Below are 21,455 nucleotides of genomic sequence, written 5' to 3'. Positions count from 1 at the left end.
ATTATCATTGTTAGTTGGAGAATGCAGGGTGCTGAAATTGGCCAGGAGATTGCTAACAAACATCCAATATCTAGAATTTGAAAAAAATATTAAGGAGGACAATAATTGATGACCAACCTTTTCGTGAATGAAACTGGCATCTACAATGGATTTATAAATGAAGAAGGTCGGCATTCCCTTTGTCCCGCCTTTTTGGTTATTCCAGAAGGCGGATCATTGATATATCGAGAGGACTGCTGGAAATACATAAAACTAGTTGCTAGCATTGATGGAACAAAATGAAAACAAGGATACAAATGGACCCTAAATTAGTAGTGAGCATCGTTTATGTCATAGCGATGTTCATGGTTTCGATGGACGGGACGATTGTCAATGTGATCCTGCCAACTATCAGTAATGAATTTAACCTCGATCCCTCTTCAGCCAGTGGCATTAATGTTGGATATTTAGTGAGCCTGGCTGTATTCCTTCCGGTAGCTGGTTGGCTTGGGGATCGTTTTGGAACCAAGAAAATCTTCTTGATGGCATTGGGTGTCTTTACGGCCGCCTCCTTTTTATGCGGATTCGCTAATAATCTTCAAACCTTGAATTTGTTCAGGGTTTTGCAGGGGGCAGGAGGCGGGATCCTGACACCAGTTGGAATGGCCATATTATTTAGAACGTTCTCTGTTGAAGAACGCCCAAAGGTTTCCCGTTCCCTTGTGCTCCCCATTGCATTCGCACCAGCTGTTGGTCCGATCGTTGGCGGATTCCTTGCGGAGCAGCTGTCTTGGCGTTGGGCATTTTATATAAATGTCCCTTTCGGAATTATGGTCCTGTTATTCGGTGTATGGTTTTTAAAAGAACATAAAGAACCAACTGCTGGCAGATTGGACCTTCCAGGATTCTTAATGTCAGCTGCAGGCTTTTCCATGCTGATGTATGCAATGAGCTTAGGACCATCTAAAGGATGGGACTCCCCAGTGATTATGTATACAGGTTGTATCGGTGCAATTCTTGTTCTCTCATTTATTCTATTGGAGCTGCGTGTGAACGAACCGATGCTTGATTTGCGTTTATTATCCGATCGATTGTTTCGGACATTGGGCATCATTTCATTATTTTCAATGGCGGGCTTATTGGGGATGCTCTTCGTGTTCCCGTTAATGTATCAAAGTTCGCTTCATGCTTCAGCTTTAGAAAGCGGGCTGACCACTTTCCCGGAAGCTATAGGTTTGATGGTGGCATCCAGGATGATGCCTTGGACTACGAAGAAACTGGGCATACATCAGGTGATCCGGATAGGGCTGCTTGGTACAATCATCATTTATACATTGATTAGCATTGTCGGGCCGACAGCCAACCCCTGGTTCCTTCGTGCCTTATTATTTAGCGTAGGTATATGTTTGGGACATACTGTTGTAGCCGTACAGTTTTCCACTTTCACCAATATCAACTCTGCTTCGATGGGAATGGCAGCCACATTGTTCAATGTCCAAAACCGGATTGGCTCTGCCATTGGTGTGGCCATCCTAGCCAGCATTCTGGGGGAAGTGGGCACTAGCTCGATAGGAACGAATGGTGAGCAGCATGTTAATTTAATATCCTATCAATTTGCTCTCCTAGGTTCTGTGGCTTTGCTCGTGATAGCCCTATTATTTGCAATGCGTTTGAAAAAGGATGATTTTAAGGCCAAGATACCGAAACAGCATATGGCTAAATCCCTTGATGTAAAACAGGTCAGAAGCGGATAAGTAACTCATTCGGTTAGGTTTCTGGTAAAGGAAGGCCAATGTGTTTTTGCCAGTGACCTCCCTTTCATTTTGCTAGCAGTATAGGGAATGCCTACATAAAATATTAATTAAAGATTGGTTTTGCGGCTCACTACCACATATGAAAAAAAGAGCCTGTTTTATTGAAAACAGGCTCTAAATATTAGGTCTTAAGACTCAGCGGAAAAGAGTATTATGCATTCGAGCATATGCTGGTTATTTCTGCTGCATCAACGATACGCTGAACTTCAGATCCCTCAAGTGTTTCTTTTTTCAATAACTCTTCAACAAGCTCTTCATACTGTAGGCGATTCGAGTCAATCAACATTTCCGTTTCAGAAATCGCTTTCGTGAATAATTCCTGCATCTTTTGCTCCTTCTCGCCTTTATTAAAGGTGAGGGTAAATCCATCTTGAAGCATTCCGGTATCGACCATTTGTTCAAGTAGATGTTTCGCCTGCTGCACATCCCCGCCTACACCGATGCTATGTTCTCCTAAATACATTCTTTCCGCCACGCCGCCTGCTAAAATCATTTTGACTTGATCAAGCAATTCACTGGCTGTTGCCAGATGGAGTTCTTTAGGTATTGGCGCTACATACCCAAGGGCTTCTCCACGCGGAATGATGGTTGCCTTTCGAACGGAACCGGGCTTTGTCAAAGCTGCGATCAGGGCATGTCCACTTTCATGGATGGCCACGCGCCGCTTCGTATCCACATCATTCAAGGTACGTGATGTCGCTCCAAGTATCGTGCGATCAATGGCGTAATCAAGATCCTGTTTACGAATCATATCCTGTTCATTCCTCAGGGCATGACGTGATGCAGTATCGAACAGGGAGCTTAAGTCAGCACCGGAGAAACCGGATGTACTTTCAGCCAACTCATCCAGGGAAGCAAGGACATCTGTCGCCAGACGCTTACCCTTCGTATGGATATTGATGATTTCCTTTCTTCCTTGTGTATCCGGAAGTGGAACTTGGAAAGAGAAATCGATCCTGCCTGGACGTAGAAATGCCTCATCGAGCATATCTTTCCGGTTGGTCGCTGCAATGAATAAAATCCCTTCATTTGGATGGCCCCCATCCAATTGCACTAGCAGTTCAGTTAACGTTTTTTCGCCTTCTTCACCGCCATGAGCTTTCCTTTTACCAGCCAATGCGTCGACTTCATCGATGAAAATGACAGCTGGCGATTGCTTACGTGCATTTTGGAAAAGGCTGCGGACACGGGCTGCACCGACTCCAACAAACATTTCGTTGAAGGCTGAACCGCTCGTTGAGAAGAAGTTTGCACCAAGCTCTTTTGCGATTGCCTGTGCAAGCAAGGTTTTCCCCGTTCCAGGGGGGCCGTATAATAAAATGCCTTGAGGCGGCTTAATTCCAATTTTAGCTGAACGCTCAGGTTCCTTTAGTGTAGTGAGTGTCTGCAGGATTTCCTGTTTGATTTCGGATTGCAAACCGCCTACATCATCCAAAGTTATCTCTGGCAGGGGCTTTGGGGTGGAAAGGCTTTGTTTTTTACTGCCGATCCGCAATCCGCCCTTTGATTTTTTCTGTATAATGACAGCGGTTGTGACGAGAGCCGCCATTAATCCGCCTAAAATCCATAATGCTGATTTATTAGTTGATGAAAAAGAATATTGAACGTTATAAGTTTCGACAAGTTTATTGATCATTTGACTGTTGGGAGGAATACTGGAAACGTATTCTCCATCTGGTGTGGAGATGTGAAGAGTGCCATTTCTTTTTTCTTCAATGGTGACAAGGGCTCCATCTTGGGCTTTAATCGTCTTTTCCACCGAGGAAAAAGGAATGACCATATCCTTTGACTGAGTAACAACATACCAACTGATTCCAGAAATTATCACAATGAGAGCCGTCAGGAACGGCAGCAATTTCGAAACTAATTTAGAGTTCGAGTTCAATTTTTCATCTCCTTTAAGTATATATATTCAGTATAAAATTTTTAAACATGTTATCTATAGGTCTTTATGCCTTAAATTAAAGGTAAATAATGTTAAAGTCAAGAAATAATATTTATTACGAAAGTTTAAACAGTCCGGAATTTAGTAATATTTAATCTAACCGGCATATTAGACTTTTTAAATGCGAAATGCTAAAGTGAAATGGTCTAAGTCATGAAAAAATAAAATGGTAGAAGAGTGTGAAGTTCTATGAGTAAATTTATAAAAGACTATATGATTACGATGAAGGATATCGTTAGAGAAGGTGATCCCATTCTGCGTCAGGTAACGGATGAAGTTAGCCTGCCGATTTCGGATGAAGATCGTGAAACGTTGGAATGCATGATGCAATACCTGAAAAACAGCCAGGACCCAAAACTCCAAAAGAAGTACAACTTACGTGAAGGAGTTGGGTTGTCTGCAAATCAGATAGGCTTGAATAAACGCATGTTCGTCATGTATTTTCCCGATGAAAAAGGGAAGCTGTTTGAATATGCCCTTGTGAATCCGAAAATCATCAGCCATTCTGCCACAATGATCTATTTACCGCAAAGTGAAGGCTGCCTTTCTGTCGACCGTGACATTAAGGGGTATGTACCTCGTTATGAACGGGTTAAAATCAAAGCTTTGGATGGTAATGGTGAGGAAATAGAGATGCGGCTGAAGGGCTTTGCTGCAATCGTGTTTCAACATGAGTTAGATCATTTAAACGGGATGATGTTTTATGACCGGATCAACACCGAAAACCCTTTCAAGCTTCCGGAAAACGTGGAAGTGAAAAGTCTGTAAGGCAAAAAGGCAAAGCGACATGCTTTGCCTTTTTACTGTTTTATGGCTGCACAAGCATATCCTCTTCCATATGCTTGTGCAGATCACTGAGTATGGCAAGGTTCTGTTAGCTTAGCTAAGAGTTCGGATAATATACCCTAATATAAGAAATGCCTCTGGTTTAACTGTCTCCAAAACATACGTCCTTCAAACTTCTCACCTCGGTATGATCTTTCGGCTATCTTCACTTCCTATTATAGAAGGGAGATGAAAAACAAAAAGCGCTGCAAACGCAGCGCTTTTTGTTTATTGTAAGTATTCCTTTTTTGAAGGTGTTTCCACTCTTGTTTTACCCATGAAGAATACCGTGATTGCTGCAAGACCGATCGGAATGAGAGCCAAGGTGAATATCAATGATATCGAATCGGACATCGCATGAACGATTTTATCCAGGATAAAGTCCGGAATCTCGGCACGTGCATCCGATTGGAAGAGCTGACGTGGGTCATCCATCAAGCCGACTGTATCCGGACCTCCTTGCATTCCTTTAAATGCATCCGTCATTTTACTTTGGAATACATTGGTCTGAATCGCTCCATAAATCGTTACACCGAGTGTCATCCCAAATGAACGGAGGAATGAGTTTGTTGAGTTGGCCGACCCCCTGAATCTAGGTTCCAAGTTGTGAATGGACGCAATAGGCAAAAGGGAGAAGGAAAAGCCCATGCCAAAGCCAGTCAGAATCATATACAAAGTTAATAAAGTCCTGCTGGTATCAGGGGTGATGGTTCCTAATAGAAGCATTCCTGCAAAATAACAGATGACAGAAACCGTCATTAAGTTGCGAAAACTTGTCTTTGTATTGAATATCCCGCCAACTGCACTGCCGAATACAGAACCAAGCATCATGGGAGTTAGGATCAATCCGGCATTTGTTGCAGAACCACCGTAAACTGCCTGCACGAAAATCGGGATATAGACGGTTAATATAATGAATGTACCGCCATAAAGAATGGCTAAGATCTGAGAAGTGGCAAATAATCGCCTTTTAAACAGCCATAATGAAATGATTGGATCTTTTGCCCTTTTTTCGAAAAAGAAAAATGCAACGAAGAAAACCAAAAAACTGGCAAACAGGCCTATGATGGGAGAGGAACTCCAGCCATACTCCCCGCCCAGTTCGAGAGCGAACATTAAGCTGATAACGGCAATGACGAGTGTTGCTGCGCCACCCCAATCAATTTTTTGCTCTTGGTTGTTGGGTGACTCCTTGTAGTAATTCCAGATGAAAAATAAAGAAATGATCCCAATCGGAACATTGACGTAGAAAATCCAGTGCCAGCTGGAATATTCAGTGATATAAGCGCCTAAAAGTGGTCCCAATACGCTTGATGCCCCAAACACAGCACCGAAAAGTCCAGTTAATTTTCCCCGTTTTTCAGGTGGGAAAATATCAAAAATGATCGTAAAGGCTATAGGCATCAAAGCGCCTCCGCCTATCCCTTGGATTGCACGGAAGATACTTAACTGCACTATGCTCTGGGCCATGCCGCATAATGCGGAGCCGATTAAAAAGACTATAAGTCCAAAAATAAAAAACCTCTTTCTTCCATACATATCGGAAAGCTTACCGAATATCGGCATACTTGCCATCGTGGCGACCATATAGGCAGATGTCACCCATACAAACTTATCGAATCCGCCTAAATCAGAAACGATCGTTCCCATTGCAGTCGCAACAATCGTATTATCCATTGCTGACATCAAGATACCCAATAGTAAACCGGCAACAATGAATTTTTGTTTTTTTTGAGCGTTCATTTATTTTCCTCCTTCGTATCAACCAGCTCATGAATTTCCTTTACATGGTTGAAGGGTAAACGTTAAGATGAAACAAAACATTTATCTTGAAAATCAAGATAAATTTAAGTGTAAAAGGGGTGGCATTTTATGTCAAGCGATAATAAGGTGAATGGAGCTCTGCTAAAGAGCTTAACACACAGATTGCAGCGGTATGGAATGAGATCCGTATTATTTCAACAAAATATGGCCCACAAAATAGGTGTATCCCATACGGACTTAAAGAGTGCTGAAATATTGAATGAAACTGGACCGATTACGGCCGGTGAATTATCCAAAATTACAGGATTGAGCACGGGATCGGTCACGGCACTGATCAATCGCCTTGAGAAATCCGGTTATGTTAAAAGAGAACGAGATCAATTGGACGGAAGACGGGTAATGATTGCACCGATACCCGAAAGGCAGGAACAGATCAAATCGCACTATCAATCGCTTTCTATGGCCACCAAGGAGTTATGTTCATCTTATAATGAACAAGAGCTAATATTGATCAATCAATTTGTTGAGGATATCACAAAAATCATGGACAAAGAAAATGACAAATTAATGAGTGAGCGGGAAAGGTAGCCGGTATGCAGGCTGCCTTTTTTATTTTTAGCCAGCTGGCAGTTTCTTATCAATAATAAAAGGAGTAGAGTGAAATTTATTTAAAAAAGAATGAACAATGTCACGTTTCCAGTAAAATATATATTGATAATGATTTTCATTATCTGCTAATATGAATCTACAAATCATTTCAAAGGGAGAATACACTATGAAAAAAGCAAAGGCGTCATTAGCGGTCTTACTATCAACCAGCCTATTATTTGGCTGTGCGCAGGAAAAGGAAGAAGCCAAGCCGGCAGATGATAATGCCAAAGAAGCAAGTGCGAGTAAGCTTGATGATGTATCTAGCGAGTACCGGGAATATGCCATCGGTGAAATAGAAGAGTTCGTAAACGCAACGGAAGAATTCACTGAGGCCGTATCTGCCGGTGATATTGAAAAAGCGAAGGAATTATACGCACCAGCCCGTATGCATTATGAGAGAGCGGAACCAATCGCTGAAGTATTTGGGGATCTTGATCCCAAAATCGATGCGCGTGAAGGGGATGTCAAAGATGAAGACTGGGGCGGTTACCATAGGATTGAAATGGGGCTATGGCAAGAAAATACAACGAAGGGCTACGAAAAGTATGCAGAACAATTAATGAGTGACGTCAATTTGCTTCGAGCCAAAGTTGAAACGGTTGAGGTAACACCTGATTTGTTGATCACGGGTGCGGTGGATTTATTGAATGAAGTTTCCACGAGCAAAGTGACAGGAGAAGAAGACCGATACTCCCATACCGACCTGTATGATTTCGTTGCAAATGTTGAAGGTGCAGAAAAGATCTATGAACTGCTTACTCCAGCGCTGAAAGAAAAGGACGCGAAGCTTGCTGAGGAAATCCAACAACGTTTTGACGATGTATACGGCTTGCTTGAAAAGCATAAAGAAGGGGATGGCTACATCTCATATACGGATTTAAAGAAATCTGAAGTCAAGGAGTTAAGTCAAGCAATTGATGCATTGGCTGAACCACTTTCGCAAATAGGGATTGTAACGGAGGAATCTTAATTGAAAGAACATACGCCTAAAGATGAAACCGGACTTTTTACAAAAAAAGTGAGTCGTCGAAATATGTTGAAAACGGCAGGAGTTGGTGGAATCGGAGTCGTGATAGGGGCTTCTGGATTTGGCGGGCTGCTGACACTTTCTGAACAAAGGGCAAAGGGACAAACTAAGGATATCGTTCCTTTTTATGGAGCACATCAAGCCGGTATCACCACTGAGGCGCAAGATAACCTTTACTTCGCATCATTGGAAGTAACCACAGATAAAAGGTCAGACCTAATCCAGTTATTTAAGGATTGGACAGAGGCTGCGGCTCAGATGACTGAGGGGAATTTGATTGGTGAAGCATCACATAATACGAATATGCCCCCAAAGGATACGGGGGAAGCGAAAGAATTATCACCCTCCAATTTAACGATCACTTTTGGAGTGGGTCCGACCCTGTTTTCGAAGGATGGCAAAGATCGATTTGGTTTGAAATCGAAAAGGCCTGCAGAATTAAAGGATCTGCCTCAATTCCCTTTAGATGCTTTAGAAGAAGAATGGAGCGGTGGGGATATTTGTATTCAAGCATGTGCAGATGATCTCCAAGTGGCTTTTCATGCCGTCCGGAACTTAGTGAGGATCGGAAGAGGGAAAACGATCATTCATTGGGCACAAACAGGTTTTCAACGGACTAAGCAAGCCGATTCACAAAAAACGACACCTCGTAACCTTTTCGGGTTTAAGGATGGGACTGTCAATCCGGATACGAATAATGACAATGAAATGAATGAGCATGTTTGGGTGAAGGGTGAGGACGGTCCTGACTGGCTTGTTGGGGGCAGTTATATGGTGGTGCGCCGAATCCAGATGTACATTGAAGTTTGGGACCGGACAATATTGAAAGAACAAGAAAATACGTTTGGCCGTCATCGTGACAGTGGAGCTCCATTAGGAATGAAGAATGAGTTCGATACCGTGGACCTTGAAGCTAAAGATCCAAATGGAAATCGGGTCATTCCGGAAGATTCGCATATGAGTCTCTCCAGGGGGGACGGAAAAGCAAAGATATTGAGGCGTCCATATTCATATGCAGATGGAATGGATCCTAAAACAGGGAGCTTCAATGCAGGCTTGCTATTCATTTGTTTTCAGCGAAATCCAAGTAAACAATTCATTCCCATACAAGAGCGACTGGCGAAAAATGATAAGCTCAACGAATATATCGTTCACAAGGGCAGTGCCATGTTCGCTTGTTTACCAGGTGTGAAAAAGGGTGGCTATATTGGGGATTCCCTTTTTGGAAAAATATAATCTCAAATGAGGACGTGAAAATCGCCAGCATGGAAATTATCCAGTTGGCGATTTTAGTTCATGAATAAGGAGGGACCAGTATGACCGTTTCTAAATGGAAGAGTGGTATATTGGTTTTAATCGTCAGCCTTTTATTTCTTTCGACGGCTGTAAGGGTTGTTTCGGCGGGTGAAAACCATGATCAGCTTTTTGTTTATATTGGCGATAGTTTAATGAAGGTAAAATCCGGAGAACTTGAGGAAGTATCGAAAAATATCGATCTTTTCGAGAAAGATTGGCAAACGATAAAAACGGACAGCAAGAGTGCGAGGGAAGTCGACGAGAGGCTGTCTGCGGTAAAAAGTGCTGTGAGAGACCAAGCCTCCACAGATGAAATCAAGAAGCGATTATCGGCATTATCCAGTACTCTTGTTATTTATGATACCAACGAAAACCCTGTTGACAAGACGGACTATGAAGAACGCTTAGAAGCAATACTTCCTTTAATAGATAAGTTGGAAGCTTCGATAACTGAAGGTGACTTTGATCAAGCTAAAGTTCAATATACCAGCCTTCTGAGTCAATGGACCGAAGCAGAGGTCATTGTCAGGGAGAAAAGTGTTGCTGCATATGGTGAATTTGAAACGAAAATGGCCTTTGTGCGGATAGCGATTACCCAAGACCCACCTGATTCGGAAAAAGCCCAAAAAAATCTAGCTGAATTGAAGGGCCTAATCGAGGATTTCCTTGCTGGTAAAGTTGAAGAGGGAAGCCAGGAGAATACCTATTCCCTTGGGGATGTAACGCAACTTTTACAAGGAAGTGCAACGGATATTGAAAAGGGTGACATCGATTCTGCCGTTGATCAGCTAAATGAGATCTTGACAATTTGGCCTAATGTCGAAGGGGAGGTCTCCACAAGGGACAGCAAGCTTTACAGCGATATGGAAACGAAAGTCCCGACCGCAATCAGCCTATTAGAATCGAAAAAGGTAAAGGCGGAGGAAGCGAAGGGAATCGTTTCCGACTTAAACACAAGGTTACTCCCTTTAATTAATGATACGGGATATACGACATGGGATGCCGCTTCGATCCTTTTGCGGGAAGGGTTGGAAGCACTCTTAATTGTAGCTACATTGCTGTCTTTCCTAAAGAAAATCGGGCAAGCGGACAAACAAAAATGGATTTGGACAGGGGTTGGTGCGGGTTTAGTTGCCAGTTCCATATTGGCGGTCATAATCAATATCGTTTTCTCTCAGATCACGGCTGCGTCAAGCCGGGAATATATTGAGGGAATCACTGGGATAATAGCCGTATCGATGATGTTGACAATTGGTCTTTGGCTTCATGGTAAATCGAATGTTCATGCATGGAACCAGTATATCGACAAGCAAATGAACCAAGCCATTGCTACGGGAAGCATCATCTCTTTCGCTTTGATCAGTTTTCTATCCATATTCCGTGAAGGGGCCGAGACGATTATCTTTTATGCCGGTATGGCTCCTTATATGGAATTAAAGCAGCTGCTGAGCGGGATTTTCCTTGCCTTCCTCATTTTAGTGGTAATTGGTTTCATCATGCTGCGCTATAGTGTGAAATTACCGATGACCCTATTCTTTAAAGCGGCAACGGTACTCATATATGCCTTGGCTTTCAAGATTCTTGGAGTCTCCATTCATTCACTTCAGGTTTCACAGGTGATACAGACAAATACGATCAGTTCCTTTCCGTTTGTAGAAACGATAGGTCTTTATCCAACAATGGAAACGCTGGTGCCGCAAGCTGTATTAATTTTGCTGATTGTTTTGGCGACCATTTGGGTCAAAAAGAGTAATTCCTTACGTACAACCGAATAATATAATGGGACTGATGCATGTCAGTCCCATTTGTGTATGGTATTAGCGAATAGATCGGCGATAGGAATATTGCTTCCATTGATAAAGGATAAAGCAGCCGATGCAGAATCCAAGGATGGCTATGAGAGAAGCCAATCCGACCATCAAGGTGAATATATAACCGGTAACATCCCAACCCAGCAAAAAAGATATGAATCCAAGTCCTAAGCAAACGACAGCTATTGCTTGGTTGAACTGTTGCTGTGAATGATCTTCAGGAATATAATCGGAGGGTTTCTTTTTAAGAAAGAGCTTGGCGAGACGCATCACTGGATTGAAATTAAAGAGAAGACCTAAAAGTCCTGCAGTTAAAGGAATCACTAATATCCACATTTGTCCCGTTAATAAGGCGGTGGCTACGCTTAACAAAATGACCCATTGATTCGTTCGTACTAAAGGACGGGGAATGGAACGGATTTCACTCGTCATACTAATACCAACCTTCCTGATATGTTTTGTTTATATTTTATCTTTATATTAATCATATGTGAAGTCTAACAAATTAAAGATAAAACCTTATTTATAATAATTTTAATTTAGTATTGATTATCATTAATAAAGTAGTATAATATGTATAACAAGCAAATAAAGTGAGGAGGACAGTATAAATGGTAGCAAAAGTTTGTGAAACATGCGGAACACCAATAAAAAAGCTAAAGCATTCTGCCCTTTGCCAATGCGGTCCTAAGATATTGAGCAATCAATTCTCAGTTAAAACAAAAAAATAAATCTGTGGAATAGATCATAAATTAAACCATTAATCGGTTTGAGTTTGTAGACAAAAGGGGTTCCATATTAATTTTTCATACAAAGTTGATTGGAGCGGGTGTTCGAGGCTCCAGCGGGAAAAGCGTGCTCAGGGAGACCCCGCAGGCAAACCGAAGAGGCTCCCGGACCGCCCGCGGAAAGCGAGTGCCCTACGTTCCAATCAACGTTCATATTTTATACACTCTCAAAATGCAGGCAAACTTAATTAATATCAAGTTTGTCTACAGTCTGAACCGATTATTCAATTAATCGGTTTTTGTTTTTCCAATGAAGGGTAAAGAGGTAATAAATATTTTCCATTTCAATTAAAATAATGTACGATTAGGGAATAGAATAAAACGTCATGGAGGAAAAAGACAAGACATACTTTCAGTTTGTCAAACCATCACGTGACGGTTAGGAGGGGTTATGTTGGGAACGAGACTTTAAAAATTGGCGAGTTGGCGGAAATGGCGAATGTTACGAAACGAACTGTAGATTATTATACAAACCTAGGCTTGCTTAAAGCAGAACGTTCCGCCTCTAATTACCGTTATTATTCAGTCGGTGAACTTGAAAGACTTCGCCGTATCGAGGGATACAAAAGAGAAAACCTTTCATTGGAAGATATTAAAGAATTACTTAAGAAGGATAAGGAAGACACATCAGCAATTGAGGAAAAAGGTCTTCAACTCAAGAATAAAATGGATGGCCTGAACGAGGAACTTCAGGAATTCATTAGCTTGATTGAAAAGGACGGAAAAAGTGAGCTTCTTCTAAAAAAACAGATATCCCGCGAAAGCATGGCCTTAATCCAATCATTGCTAGTGTTGCTGGTATGATTAAAATTTATCCCTATAGTTTTTTGCACAAAGGTGCATATTAACGAAATAGGCTAAAGGGTTTTGATTAGGCAAAAATCGCTTTTTGAAACGAAAATAACCATTTATACAGGAGGTGCTTGGGATTTAGCCGTACATGTCTAATCCGAAGGTCAGAAGGATGGGCACAATATGGCGAACCCGCACATATTGGAGATATTTATAAAATTATTAGCAGTAGCTGTATTAATAGCATTAACCGCATTTTTCGTTGCATCGGAATTTGCAATCGTGAAAGTCAGAAGTTCCCGAATCAATCAATTGATTGAGGAAGGGCATAGAAATGCCCTTGCAGCCAAGAAAGTGACATCACATATCGATGAATACTTATCTGCCTGTCAATTGGGGATTACGGTAACCGCCTTAGGTTTAGGGGTATTGGGTGAACCGACGGTCGAGGCCATCTTAAAACCATTGTTCACTAAATGGGGATTAGAGGAGTCCGTAAGTCACATCATCTCGTTCCTGATCGCCTTCGGTTCTGTAACATTCCTTCATGTTGTTGTCGGCGAACTTGCACCGAAAACTGTTGCGATTCAAAAGGCAGAAGAGGTAACCTTGCTATTTGCAAAGCCGTTAATCCTCTTTTACCGCATTCTGTACCCATTCATTTGGTTACTAAATGGTTCTGCACGTCTCCTGACGGGCATGTTCGGATTAAAGCCTGCGTCCGAGTCCGAAATGGCCCATTCCGAAGAAGAGCTGCGCATCATTTTATCGGAAAGCTATAAAAGCGGTGAGATCAACCAATCAGAATATAAATATGTCAATCAGATATTTGAATTTGATGAGCGCATTGCCAATGAAATCATGGTTCCGCGTACGGAAATGACCGTTATCGAAAAGGGCATGCCATTATTGGAAGTTGTTGAACTGATTCAGGAAGAACAATACACAAGGTATCCGGTCATAGACGGTGATAAAGATAATGTCGTGGGAATGGTCAATATCAAGCGACTTTATACAGCGACGATTACAGAAGATAATGTAACAGCTTTGACGGTGGATTCCTTTGTAACACCCATTATCCGTGTTCTTGAAACGATCGCCATTCATGATTTGCTGCTGAAAATGCAGAAGGAACGGATCCATATGGCTGTTTTGACTGATGAATATGGCGGAACTGCCGGTCTTGTTACGGTTGAAGACATACTTGAAGAAATCGTCGGGGAAATCCGTGATGAATTTGACCAGGATGAACGTCCGCTCATACAAAAGATTGATGAAGGGCATTATGTATTCGACGCAAAAACATTGGTTGAAGATGTCAATGATACCCTTGCGATCGATTTGCCGGAGGAAGATATCGATACATTGGGAGGTTGGTTCCTGACAGGCAGGTTCGAGATTGCTGTCGGGGATAAAATCGAATACGCCGGATATGAATTTACTGTAAAGGAAATGGACGGCCACCATGTTTTATATGTTGAAGTGAAGAAGATTAAATAAAACAGGATTACAACAAGAGCCGAAAGTGGAAACTTTCGGCTTTTATTATGTACGAAGATGTCTATTCGGTGTTTAGAACAATGGTCAAGGCAGACTGTTACTTAATTGGAAAATGAATTCATTAAAAATAACACTGTAGGTAACTATTTTAGCTTGGAAAATGTTAAAATTGACTTTGAGCAATGAATCTATCTATATATCATTTTAAGTTTCAAAGAATATAAGGAAATTCTTCAAAAGTAATACTAATGATAGCATTAAGATTTATTTTGCATGCCGTTTATTTATGGCTGGTATAAATAAGTATTGAAGGTGGGCGGGAAAATGGGTTTTAAGAAGAAGCAAATGTTGGGATTTGGTTTGATCTTGCTTTTTTTGGCTATTTTACTTTCTTTCATGATGGTTACGCTTAACAATTTAAAGAGCAGCATGACTGAGATAGTTGAAAATCGCTATGAAAAAGTTTCAGCTTCGATGGAAATCCGTCAGCTTTTTTCCAGGTCGGACCGTGAGATCCTGTTTGCAGCTAATGATGCAAACAAAGAAGAAAGAGCAGAGAGCCTCGAAATCATCAATGAGAATCATAGTTTGATTGAATCAAAAATTGCCGGGTTATCAGGTTCGTTAAATAAGGCGAAAGCAAAGCAATTATTGAAAGAGTTCGAGACTCAATATGCTTCTTACTCCATAACGGAGGCTGAAATCATCCAAAAGATAAAATCGGGAAACTCTTCGGATGATCTTTCAAGCCTGATGGAGGACCAAAGGGAAAAACGGACGAAAGTCATCAGTACGATGGATGAATTTAAGGATTACCAGGAAGGTGTCATGAACGATACCTTAAACAATTCGAAACAAACCTATGAAGATATGATTGGTTTTGTGATTTTTGCGGTTATTCTCAGCATTTTGGTTATTTCAGTAACGGTTGTTTGGATGATTCGCAGTACATCGAAAGATCTACAATCGATTACGAAGGTCATCAAAAATATCGATTATAAAAATTTATCGGTCATACCGAGAGTTCCGGTTCGGACTACTGATGAAATTGGTGATATAGCGAGATCTTTCAACGAAATGGCGGGATCGCTTGAAATCTATAATCAAAAAGAGAAAGATTTCACCGAAAAGATCAGTGAACAGAACTGGATCCAGACCCGTGTTGCAGATATAGCTACGATGTATCAGCGCATTGTTGATGTGGAGGTGCTGGCTGACCGGTTCATTACAAGACTTGCACCGATGATGGGAGCTTCAATTGGAGCTTTTTACGTCAAACGGGGCGAGGGCGTGGATATGCGTTTTGTGAAGCTTGCAAGCTTTGCGGGAGATGGCGAAGATTCAGGCAGGCGTGAATTCCGTCTTGGCGAAGGTTTAATTGGACAATGCGCCCTTGAAAAGGAATCGAAAGTCATTGAAGATATTCCTGAAGATTTTCAATTGGTTACGACAGGATTAGGGGAGGTAAACCCGAAAAGCATTGTCATTGCGCCGGTCGTTTTTGAGGATGAAGTGGTGGCGATGGTCGAACTGGCGAGTTTGGAGAGCTTTACGAAGCTGCAAAAAACTTTCCTGAACCAGGTTCTTGATACTCTGGGCATCACGATTAATAATGTTGAGGGCCGGATGGAAATAGAGCGTTTATTGCAAGAATCACAAGCACAGACCGAAGAGTTACAGGCTCAATCGGAAGAATTGCAATCACAGTCAGAGGAAATGCAAGCCCAATCGGAGGAACTGCAAACACAGGCTGAGGAATTGCGAATGATCAATGAACAATTAGAAGAAAGAAATCGTGAAACTGAAGAAAAATCGAAAGAGCTTCAAGTCGCAAAATTGAATCTTGAAAAACAAGCGGAGGAATTAAAGTTAAGTTCCAAATATAAATCGGAGTTCATGGCGAATATGTCCCATGAATTGCGGACACCGCTCAATAGTATCCTGATTTTATCAGAAATGCTTTCAGATCCGAATGATAGTAAATTAAACGAAGAGCAACAGGAATTCGCTCGGGTCATTAACTCATCAGGTCAAGATTTATTAACGTTGATCAATGACATTTTGGATTTATCGAAAGTCGAAGTCGGAAAGCTTGAAGTAGTCTTTGACGAAATGAATTTGAGTGAGCTTCCAGAGCAATTGCACCGTAATTTCGATCATGTAGCGAAGAAAAAGAACATTGACTTTATAATAGAAAAAAGTAAAAACGTTCCGGATATTTTCTTTACGGATGAACAGCGCTTCCAGCAAATTCTGAAAAACCTATTATCCAATGCATTTAAATTCACGGAAAAAGGTTCTGTGACTGTCCAAATCAAAAAAGCTGATGAAGAAAATGTAGCACAATGGATACAGACAAAAGGAGCTAGCAATTGGGTTGAAATTAAGGTGACGGATACGGGCATCGGAATTTCTAAAGAGAAGCAAAAACTTATCTTTGAAGCGTTCCAGCAAGGTGACGGAGCTACAATGAGAAAATATGGCGGTACAGGACTAGGGCTATCGATTTGCCGGGAGTTCGCCAAACTTCTGGGAGGCTGGGTCATTGTAGATAGTGAGGAAGGGCAAGGCAGTACCTTTACTTTCTTTATTCCAAGCATGCCAGAAGGCTTCAAAAATATCGGCGAAGCAATGGCTGCTTCTCCAGAAGTGGCAGCAGCCAACAACGATGATTCTGCCGCCGCACCTTTTGACGGTCAGGGAGAACCGGATGTAGTTATAGTGGATGAAGAAGATCGAGATAAGGCCAAACCATTCTGCAATAAAACAGTACTGGTCGTCGATGATGATCACCGTAATATATTTGCCCTGAAGAATGCGCTGAAGCATGAGGGGATGGAAATCCTTACAGCTGAAAACGGCTATGAATGTTTGGAACTCCTTGAAAAAGGAAACAATATAGATGTCATTTTGATGGATATCATGATGCCAGGCATGGACGGTTACGAAACGATGACCAGAATTCGCGAGCAAAGTAAGTTCGAGGATCTTCCAATCATTGCGCTAACTGCGAAAGCGATGAAAGGCGACAGGGAAAAGTGCCTGAAGGCCGGCGCTTCCGACTATGTCAGCAAGCCGTTAAAATTGGATCAGTTGCTATCAGTCCTAAGGGTATGGCTGACTAATTGATTGATAGTACGGGTAAGGAAGGTTTTGCATGAAGGATACATTAACGATTGAAGAAAGAGAAGACTTGGAAATCGAATTATTGTTAGAGGCCGTCTATTCCGTTTCGGGCTTTGACTTTCGCAAATATATGCGTTCTTCAATAAAAAGAAGAGTTGAAAATAGAATGAGACTGGACCATGTTCGCAGGATCAGCGGAATGATTGAAATGGTTTTATATGAAAAAGGGTATGTCGAGAAGCTTTTGAGAGATTTTTCAATAAATGTCACTGAAATGTTTCGCGATCCGGATTTCTTTAAAGCCTTTCGTTTAAATATTGTACCGCTCCTGAAAAAACTTCCGGAAATTAGAATTTGGCATGCGGGATGTTCAACCGGTGAAGAAGCCTTTTCCATGGCGATCATCCTCAAGGAGGAAGGACTTTATGATAAGGCGAGGATTTATGCCACTGATATGAATGATGAAGTCCTCCGTCATGCGGAAAAAGGAATATTGCCTTTAAATAGAATGCAGTCTTATACGAAAAACTATTTGCAAGCTGGAGGCAACCAGGAATTTTCGGAGTATTATACAACCGATTATCAAAACGCTTATCTTGATTCGAATCTCCTTAAAAACATTGTATTTTTCCAGCATAATTTAGTTACTGATGGTTCGTTCAATGAGTTTCATATCATCATGTGCCGGAATGTGATGATTTACTTTACCGGTGAATTGCAGACCTATGTTAATCAGTTGTTTTATGACAGCCTTTGTAAAGACGGCTTTCTTGCGGTTGGCAGCAAGGAAACACTTCATACATCATCCTTTTCGGAAGATTATGAGGACTTTGACTCAAAGGAACGAATTTATCGGAAATTGTAAAAAGAAGGAGTCCGCATATAAGCGGACTCTTTCTTTTTAATTTAGTGCATTATTTTTCGGTTTTTTTTCATTTCTATGTTTAAGGTAACGGAAGAAGGGGTATAAATAATGAGTTGGTCTCCAAATAGAATAACTGCCGTTGTTTATTATTATTAAAAGAGACTGAACTTCGTTATAATATAATAGGAAAATCCCTATTAAGGGAGCTTTATGAAAGTACTGATCCATATCAAAAAGATAAATGTTGCCGCTCGATATAAGCCAAAAGGGGAATGAAAGAATGACGATTTTAATCGTAGATGATAACCAGGTTAACCTTTTCGTTATAGAGAAAATTCTAAAACGAGCTGGCTATACGGATTTTCTATCATTAACTTCAGCTGTTGAGATGTTTGAATATTTACAGGTGGATAGTCCGCAACCTAAAGAGACTTCAGTTGATATCATTCTGCTCGATATCATGATGCCGGAGATCGATGGGATAGAGGCGTGCAGGAGACTTCAAAGCATTCCTCACCTTAGAGATATACCCGTAATTTTTGTGACCGCCCTTGAAGATTCAAACAAGGTTGCCGAGGCACTTGATGTTGGCGGAATTGATTATATTATGAAGCCTATCAATAAAATAGATTTACTTGCGAGGATTCGCGTGGGGTTAAGACTTAAATATGAAAAAGATTGGCATAAAATGCAGGATGAAAAAATCCGCAATGAATTGGATCTTTCCATGCAGGTTCAAAGCGGTTTATTAAGTGAACCCATTATAAATGATCACTTAACCATAAGGGCATCATACTTACCTGCGAATAAATTGGCAGGGGATATGTACTATTGGCATCGCATCGATGAAAGTCGGTATGGGATCATCCTGCTGGATATGATGGGGCATGGCATATCCGCCTCACTTGTGTGCATGTTCATTTCCTCCGTATTGAGGGATGCCATCAGGATACATACTGATCCGGTGGCAGTAATAAACGAAATGAATCGCTGGATGAGTACCCTTAATAAAGAAGATAATCCAGTGCATTATTATTTTACCGCGATTTATATGGTCATTGATACAGAGCAAAAGACTGTGGAATATGTGAATGCCGGACATCCTCCGGGCTTTGCTTTAATGGACGATGGAAAAGTGGCCTCGCTTTCAAAAGGGACATGCCCTGTTGGGTTCTTCACCGAAATGAAAATAGAGAAGTCAGTCATTCATTATGAAGAGAAGATTCAGCTCATGCTATTTACGGATGGAGTCATGGAAGCGATAGATCGAGAAGGGACGGAAGGACTCGGCCAAATAAAAGAAGCGGTCTCGACGAGATGGTTCGATTGTAAAGAATCTCCCCCTATCGATTTTTTGATGTCCCCGGAAATGCAGCAAGATCAACCGGATGATATGTGTGTTGTTGTTATTCAAGCAAATTGAACAAGGAAGAGGCGGCAGATTATCTGCCGCCTCTTCTCTATAAAAGGGGGGGGATATGTTAAGAGAGTGAATCATATATTCGGCTATTTGCAATTAACGGTCATTTTTTAATTTACCAATGCCATCTTGGAGATTGCCTTTTAATTTATCGACTTTACCTTCTGCTTGTAAGTGAGGATCATTTTTCGCGTTTCCGACTTGGTCTTTCGTTTCACCTTTAACTTTATTTACAGCACCTTTTACTTTGTCTGATAAACCGCTCATCATGTTACCTCCTTTTTCTTTATATACTGTATATACCCATGAAGTGTACGGATAAACCTGTTTTATATGGAGAAAAAGGAGTTTAAGAAGCGATTATAGCCCTTTTGCTTAACCTTTGAATGAACTGATATGACCGTTCAATGATATGATCCTTGTCATGATCCAACGAGGCAACATGATATGAATTTTCAAGGGGCACCATCTCTTTATCCCCGGACATGACCGTATCGTAAATCTGGTAGGAACATGAGTCTGGTACAACGTGATCTTCTGGAGAATGGAAGATAAGAATCGGGCACGAAACGTCTATTAGTTTTTGACTGGTATGTTCCATTATATCAAGCAATTGATTAATCGCTTTTAACGGAACCTGGTCATTTGTGATTTCTTTAGTTGTATCGTCTTTTATGTCAGGTTTGCCCTCAGGAACGAAGCGTGGAACCGATTGGTTACGGTATATTTCATATTCAGGAACTTCGAGAGCGGCATTGATGGTGAGAATTCCATCACAAGCCACTTTTGTAGCTAAATCGAGAACAAGGGCGCCTCCCATTGATTGTCCGATGGCGAATACATGGGTGCAGGTTCGTTTTAATTTTGCATAAGCCATTTCAACATCTTGTATCCATTCCTGATAAGTACTCGTTTCCATTTCATATTCATCCGTCCCGTGGCCCGCCAGTCGAGGAGCGAAGACAGTAAAGCCTTTGGCGGCAAATTTTTCACCTAAATATCTTACGCTTTGTGGCGTTCCGTTAAAGCCATGGCAAATAAGAATGCCGATAGAATTGCCGGGTAAGAAAAAAGGTTCCGCACCTGGTATTACCATTGCTGCTGTCATAATCCCATCTCCTTTAATTAGCTATGCTAAAATTTAAATTAACTATTCCGATTATTTTACTTGGTTATATAATATCATAATGAAAATTATGAAGTCAACTTGGTTATATGCCAAATTTCATTATAAACAGGCATTAAAAAAAGATACAAAGATACTTATTAGGTCTATCCCGTGTTTGTTGCCATTCTTCCCATTATATAAGTACTGTCCTTGCATTGTTGATAAACAGAAGAAGCTAAAATAACCGGTTGCAGGGTATAAATAAAAGAAAAGGAAAAAAGAGTTGACTTTAAACTGAAATGGGATTAATATAAATAAGCACCAACTAAGACAAACGAAAAACTTCATCGCCTTTTGGCTGATTGCTGAAAGAAATAATAACTATTGACTTCTTACTATGAAAATGATAAGATGAAATGGTCGCTGAAAAACACAGCGATTTAAAATAAGTTAAAAACTTCGCAGAAGTTGACAACTAATCAATAAGGTGTTATGATGAATAAACAGCCGTTCGAAAGAACGAATGTGAAATTGCTCTTTGAAAACTGAACAAAACAAAGCGCCAACGTTAAATTTTAAGTGAGCACACACTATCAAAAAAGCAAATGAGCAAGTCAAACATTTCTTCGGAGAGTTTGATCCTGGCTCAGGACGAACGCTGGCGGCGTGCCTAATACATGCAAGTCGAGCGAATCGATGGGAGCTTGCTCCCTGAGATTAGCGGCGGACGGGTGAGTAACACGT

The 21,455-nt window shown here is 41.1% G+C and carries 17 protein-coding genes and 1 rRNA gene; 13 read left to right on the top strand and 5 right to left on the bottom strand.

Annotated elements, in window-relative coordinates:
• Positions 1–108: 108 nt before the first annotated feature.
• Both LQ188_RS24505 and LQ188_RS24500 read left to right on the top strand, forming a co-directional pair.
• Positions 109–282: an MbtH family NRPS accessory protein gene (locus LQ188_RS24505; RefSeq protein ID WP_230178741.1), complete on the top strand. Its 174-nt coding sequence runs from the start codon at positions 109–111 to the stop codon at positions 280–282.
• On the top strand, positions 279–1,733 hold the full coding sequence (locus LQ188_RS24500; RefSeq protein WP_311736001.1) for a DHA2 family efflux MFS transporter permease subunit: 1,455 nt from the start codon (positions 279–281) through the stop codon (positions 1,731–1,733). The genes LQ188_RS24505 and LQ188_RS24500 overlap by 4 nt, the downstream gene beginning before the upstream one ends.
• 211 nt (positions 1,734–1,944) lie before the next feature.
• Here LQ188_RS24500 and LQ188_RS24495 read toward each other — a convergent pair whose 3' ends face one another.
• Positions 1,945–3,678, bottom strand: coding sequence for an AAA family ATPase (locus LQ188_RS24495; protein WP_101225704.1), 1,734 nt, complete (start codon positions 3,676–3,678; stop codon positions 1,945–1,947).
• A 249-nt stretch (positions 3,679–3,927) separates the two neighbouring features.
• On the opposite strand from LQ188_RS24495, the gene def reads away from it, so the two are divergent.
• Positions 3,928–4,506, top strand: coding sequence for a peptide deformylase (gene def, locus LQ188_RS24490; RefSeq protein WP_101225705.1), 579 nt, complete (start codon positions 3,928–3,930; stop codon positions 4,504–4,506).
• Between the two features lie 285 nt (positions 4,507–4,791).
• Here def and LQ188_RS24485 read toward each other — a convergent pair whose 3' ends face one another.
• Positions 4,792–6,306, bottom strand: a complete 1,515-nt coding sequence (locus tag LQ188_RS24485; RefSeq protein ID WP_230178681.1) for an MDR family MFS transporter — start codon at positions 6,304–6,306, stop codon at positions 4,792–4,794.
• A 129-nt stretch (positions 6,307–6,435) separates the two neighbouring features.
• Between LQ188_RS24485 and LQ188_RS24480 the strand changes: the two genes are divergently transcribed.
• The 4 genes from LQ188_RS24480 to LQ188_RS24465 all read left to right on the top strand — a co-directional run bounded on the left by LQ188_RS24480 (position 6,436) and on the right by LQ188_RS24465 (position 11,076).
• Positions 6,436–6,915: a MarR family transcriptional regulator gene (locus tag LQ188_RS24480; RefSeq protein WP_230178679.1), complete on the top strand. Its 480-nt coding sequence runs from the start codon at positions 6,436–6,438 to the stop codon at positions 6,913–6,915.
• Positions 6,916–7,102: 187 nt separating this feature from the next.
• Positions 7,103–7,948: an iron uptake system protein EfeO gene (gene efeO / locus LQ188_RS24475; protein ID WP_101225708.1), complete on the top strand. Its 846-nt coding sequence runs from the start codon at positions 7,103–7,105 to the stop codon at positions 7,946–7,948.
• Positions 7,949–9,241 carry an iron uptake transporter deferrochelatase/peroxidase subunit gene (gene efeB, locus LQ188_RS24470; RefSeq protein ID WP_230178677.1) on the top strand — a complete coding sequence of 431 codons (1,293 nt, stop codon included), beginning with the start codon at positions 7,949–7,951 and terminating at the stop codon, positions 9,239–9,241.
• 80 nt (positions 9,242–9,321) lie between these two features.
• Positions 9,322–11,076, top strand: coding sequence for an FTR1 family protein (locus tag LQ188_RS24465; RefSeq protein ID WP_230178675.1), 1,755 nt, complete (start codon positions 9,322–9,324; stop codon positions 11,074–11,076).
• Between the two features lie 42 nt (positions 11,077–11,118).
• On the opposite strand, the gene LQ188_RS24460 is transcribed toward LQ188_RS24465, so the two are convergent.
• Positions 11,119–11,544 (bottom strand): DUF4395 domain-containing protein, encoded by a 426-nt coding sequence (locus tag LQ188_RS24460; protein WP_101225711.1) that lies wholly within the window; start codon positions 11,542–11,544, stop codon positions 11,119–11,121.
• Positions 11,545–12,272: 728 nt separating this feature from the next.
• Between LQ188_RS24460 and LQ188_RS24455 the strand changes: the two genes are divergently transcribed.
• The 5 genes from LQ188_RS24455 to LQ188_RS24435 all read left to right on the top strand — a co-directional run bounded on the left by LQ188_RS24455 (position 12,273) and on the right by LQ188_RS24435 (position 19,606).
• The gene (locus tag LQ188_RS24455; protein ID WP_286141468.1) at positions 12,273–12,704 is read left to right on the top strand and encodes a MerR family transcriptional regulator; all 432 of its coding nucleotides are present in this window, start codon (positions 12,273–12,275) and stop codon (positions 12,702–12,704) included.
• Between the two features lie 189 nt (positions 12,705–12,893).
• Positions 12,894–14,192: a hemolysin family protein gene (locus tag LQ188_RS24450; RefSeq protein ID WP_137019314.1), complete on the top strand. Its 1,299-nt coding sequence runs from the start codon at positions 12,894–12,896 to the stop codon at positions 14,190–14,192.
• A gap of 324 nt (positions 14,193–14,516) precedes the next feature.
• Positions 14,517–17,321 carry a response regulator gene (locus LQ188_RS24445; RefSeq protein ID WP_230178672.1) on the top strand — a complete coding sequence of 935 codons (2,805 nt, stop codon included), beginning with the start codon at positions 14,517–14,519 and terminating at the stop codon, positions 17,319–17,321.
• A 28-nt stretch (positions 17,322–17,349) separates the two neighbouring features.
• On the top strand, positions 17,350–18,183 hold the full coding sequence (locus tag LQ188_RS24440) for a protein-glutamate O-methyltransferase CheR (protein ID WP_101225713.1): 834 nt from the start codon (positions 17,350–17,352) through the stop codon (positions 18,181–18,183).
• 280 nt (positions 18,184–18,463) lie between these two features.
• Positions 18,464–19,606, top strand: a complete 1,143-nt coding sequence (locus LQ188_RS24435; RefSeq protein ID WP_230178670.1) for a fused response regulator/phosphatase — start codon at positions 18,464–18,466, stop codon at positions 19,604–19,606.
• A gap of 93 nt (positions 19,607–19,699) precedes the next feature.
• Here LQ188_RS24435 and LQ188_RS24430 read toward each other — a convergent pair whose 3' ends face one another.
• Together LQ188_RS24430 and LQ188_RS24425 are read right to left on the bottom strand one after the other, a co-directional pair.
• Positions 19,700–19,870 carry a CsbD family protein gene (locus LQ188_RS24430; RefSeq protein ID WP_098866101.1) on the bottom strand — a complete coding sequence of 57 codons (171 nt, stop codon included), beginning with the start codon at positions 19,868–19,870 and terminating at the stop codon, positions 19,700–19,702.
• Between the two features lie 82 nt (positions 19,871–19,952).
• The gene (locus tag LQ188_RS24425; RefSeq protein ID WP_230178668.1) at positions 19,953–20,711 is read right to left on the bottom strand and encodes an alpha/beta fold hydrolase; all 759 of its coding nucleotides are present in this window, start codon (positions 20,709–20,711) and stop codon (positions 19,953–19,955) included.
• 623 nt (positions 20,712–21,334) lie between these two features.
• Here LQ188_RS24425 and LQ188_RS24420 point away from each other — a divergent pair.
• Positions 21,335–21,455: ribosomal RNA gene (locus LQ188_RS24420) — 16S ribosomal RNA — on the top strand; the annotation flags it as partial.

It is taken from the genome of Peribacillus sp. Bi134, from assembly GCF_918698065.1.
Lineage (GTDB): Bacteria > Bacillota > Bacilli > Bacillales > DSM-1321 > Peribacillus.
The sequence above is the reverse complement of the archived record's forward strand: the minus strand, read 5'-3'. Positions and strand labels throughout refer to the sequence as shown.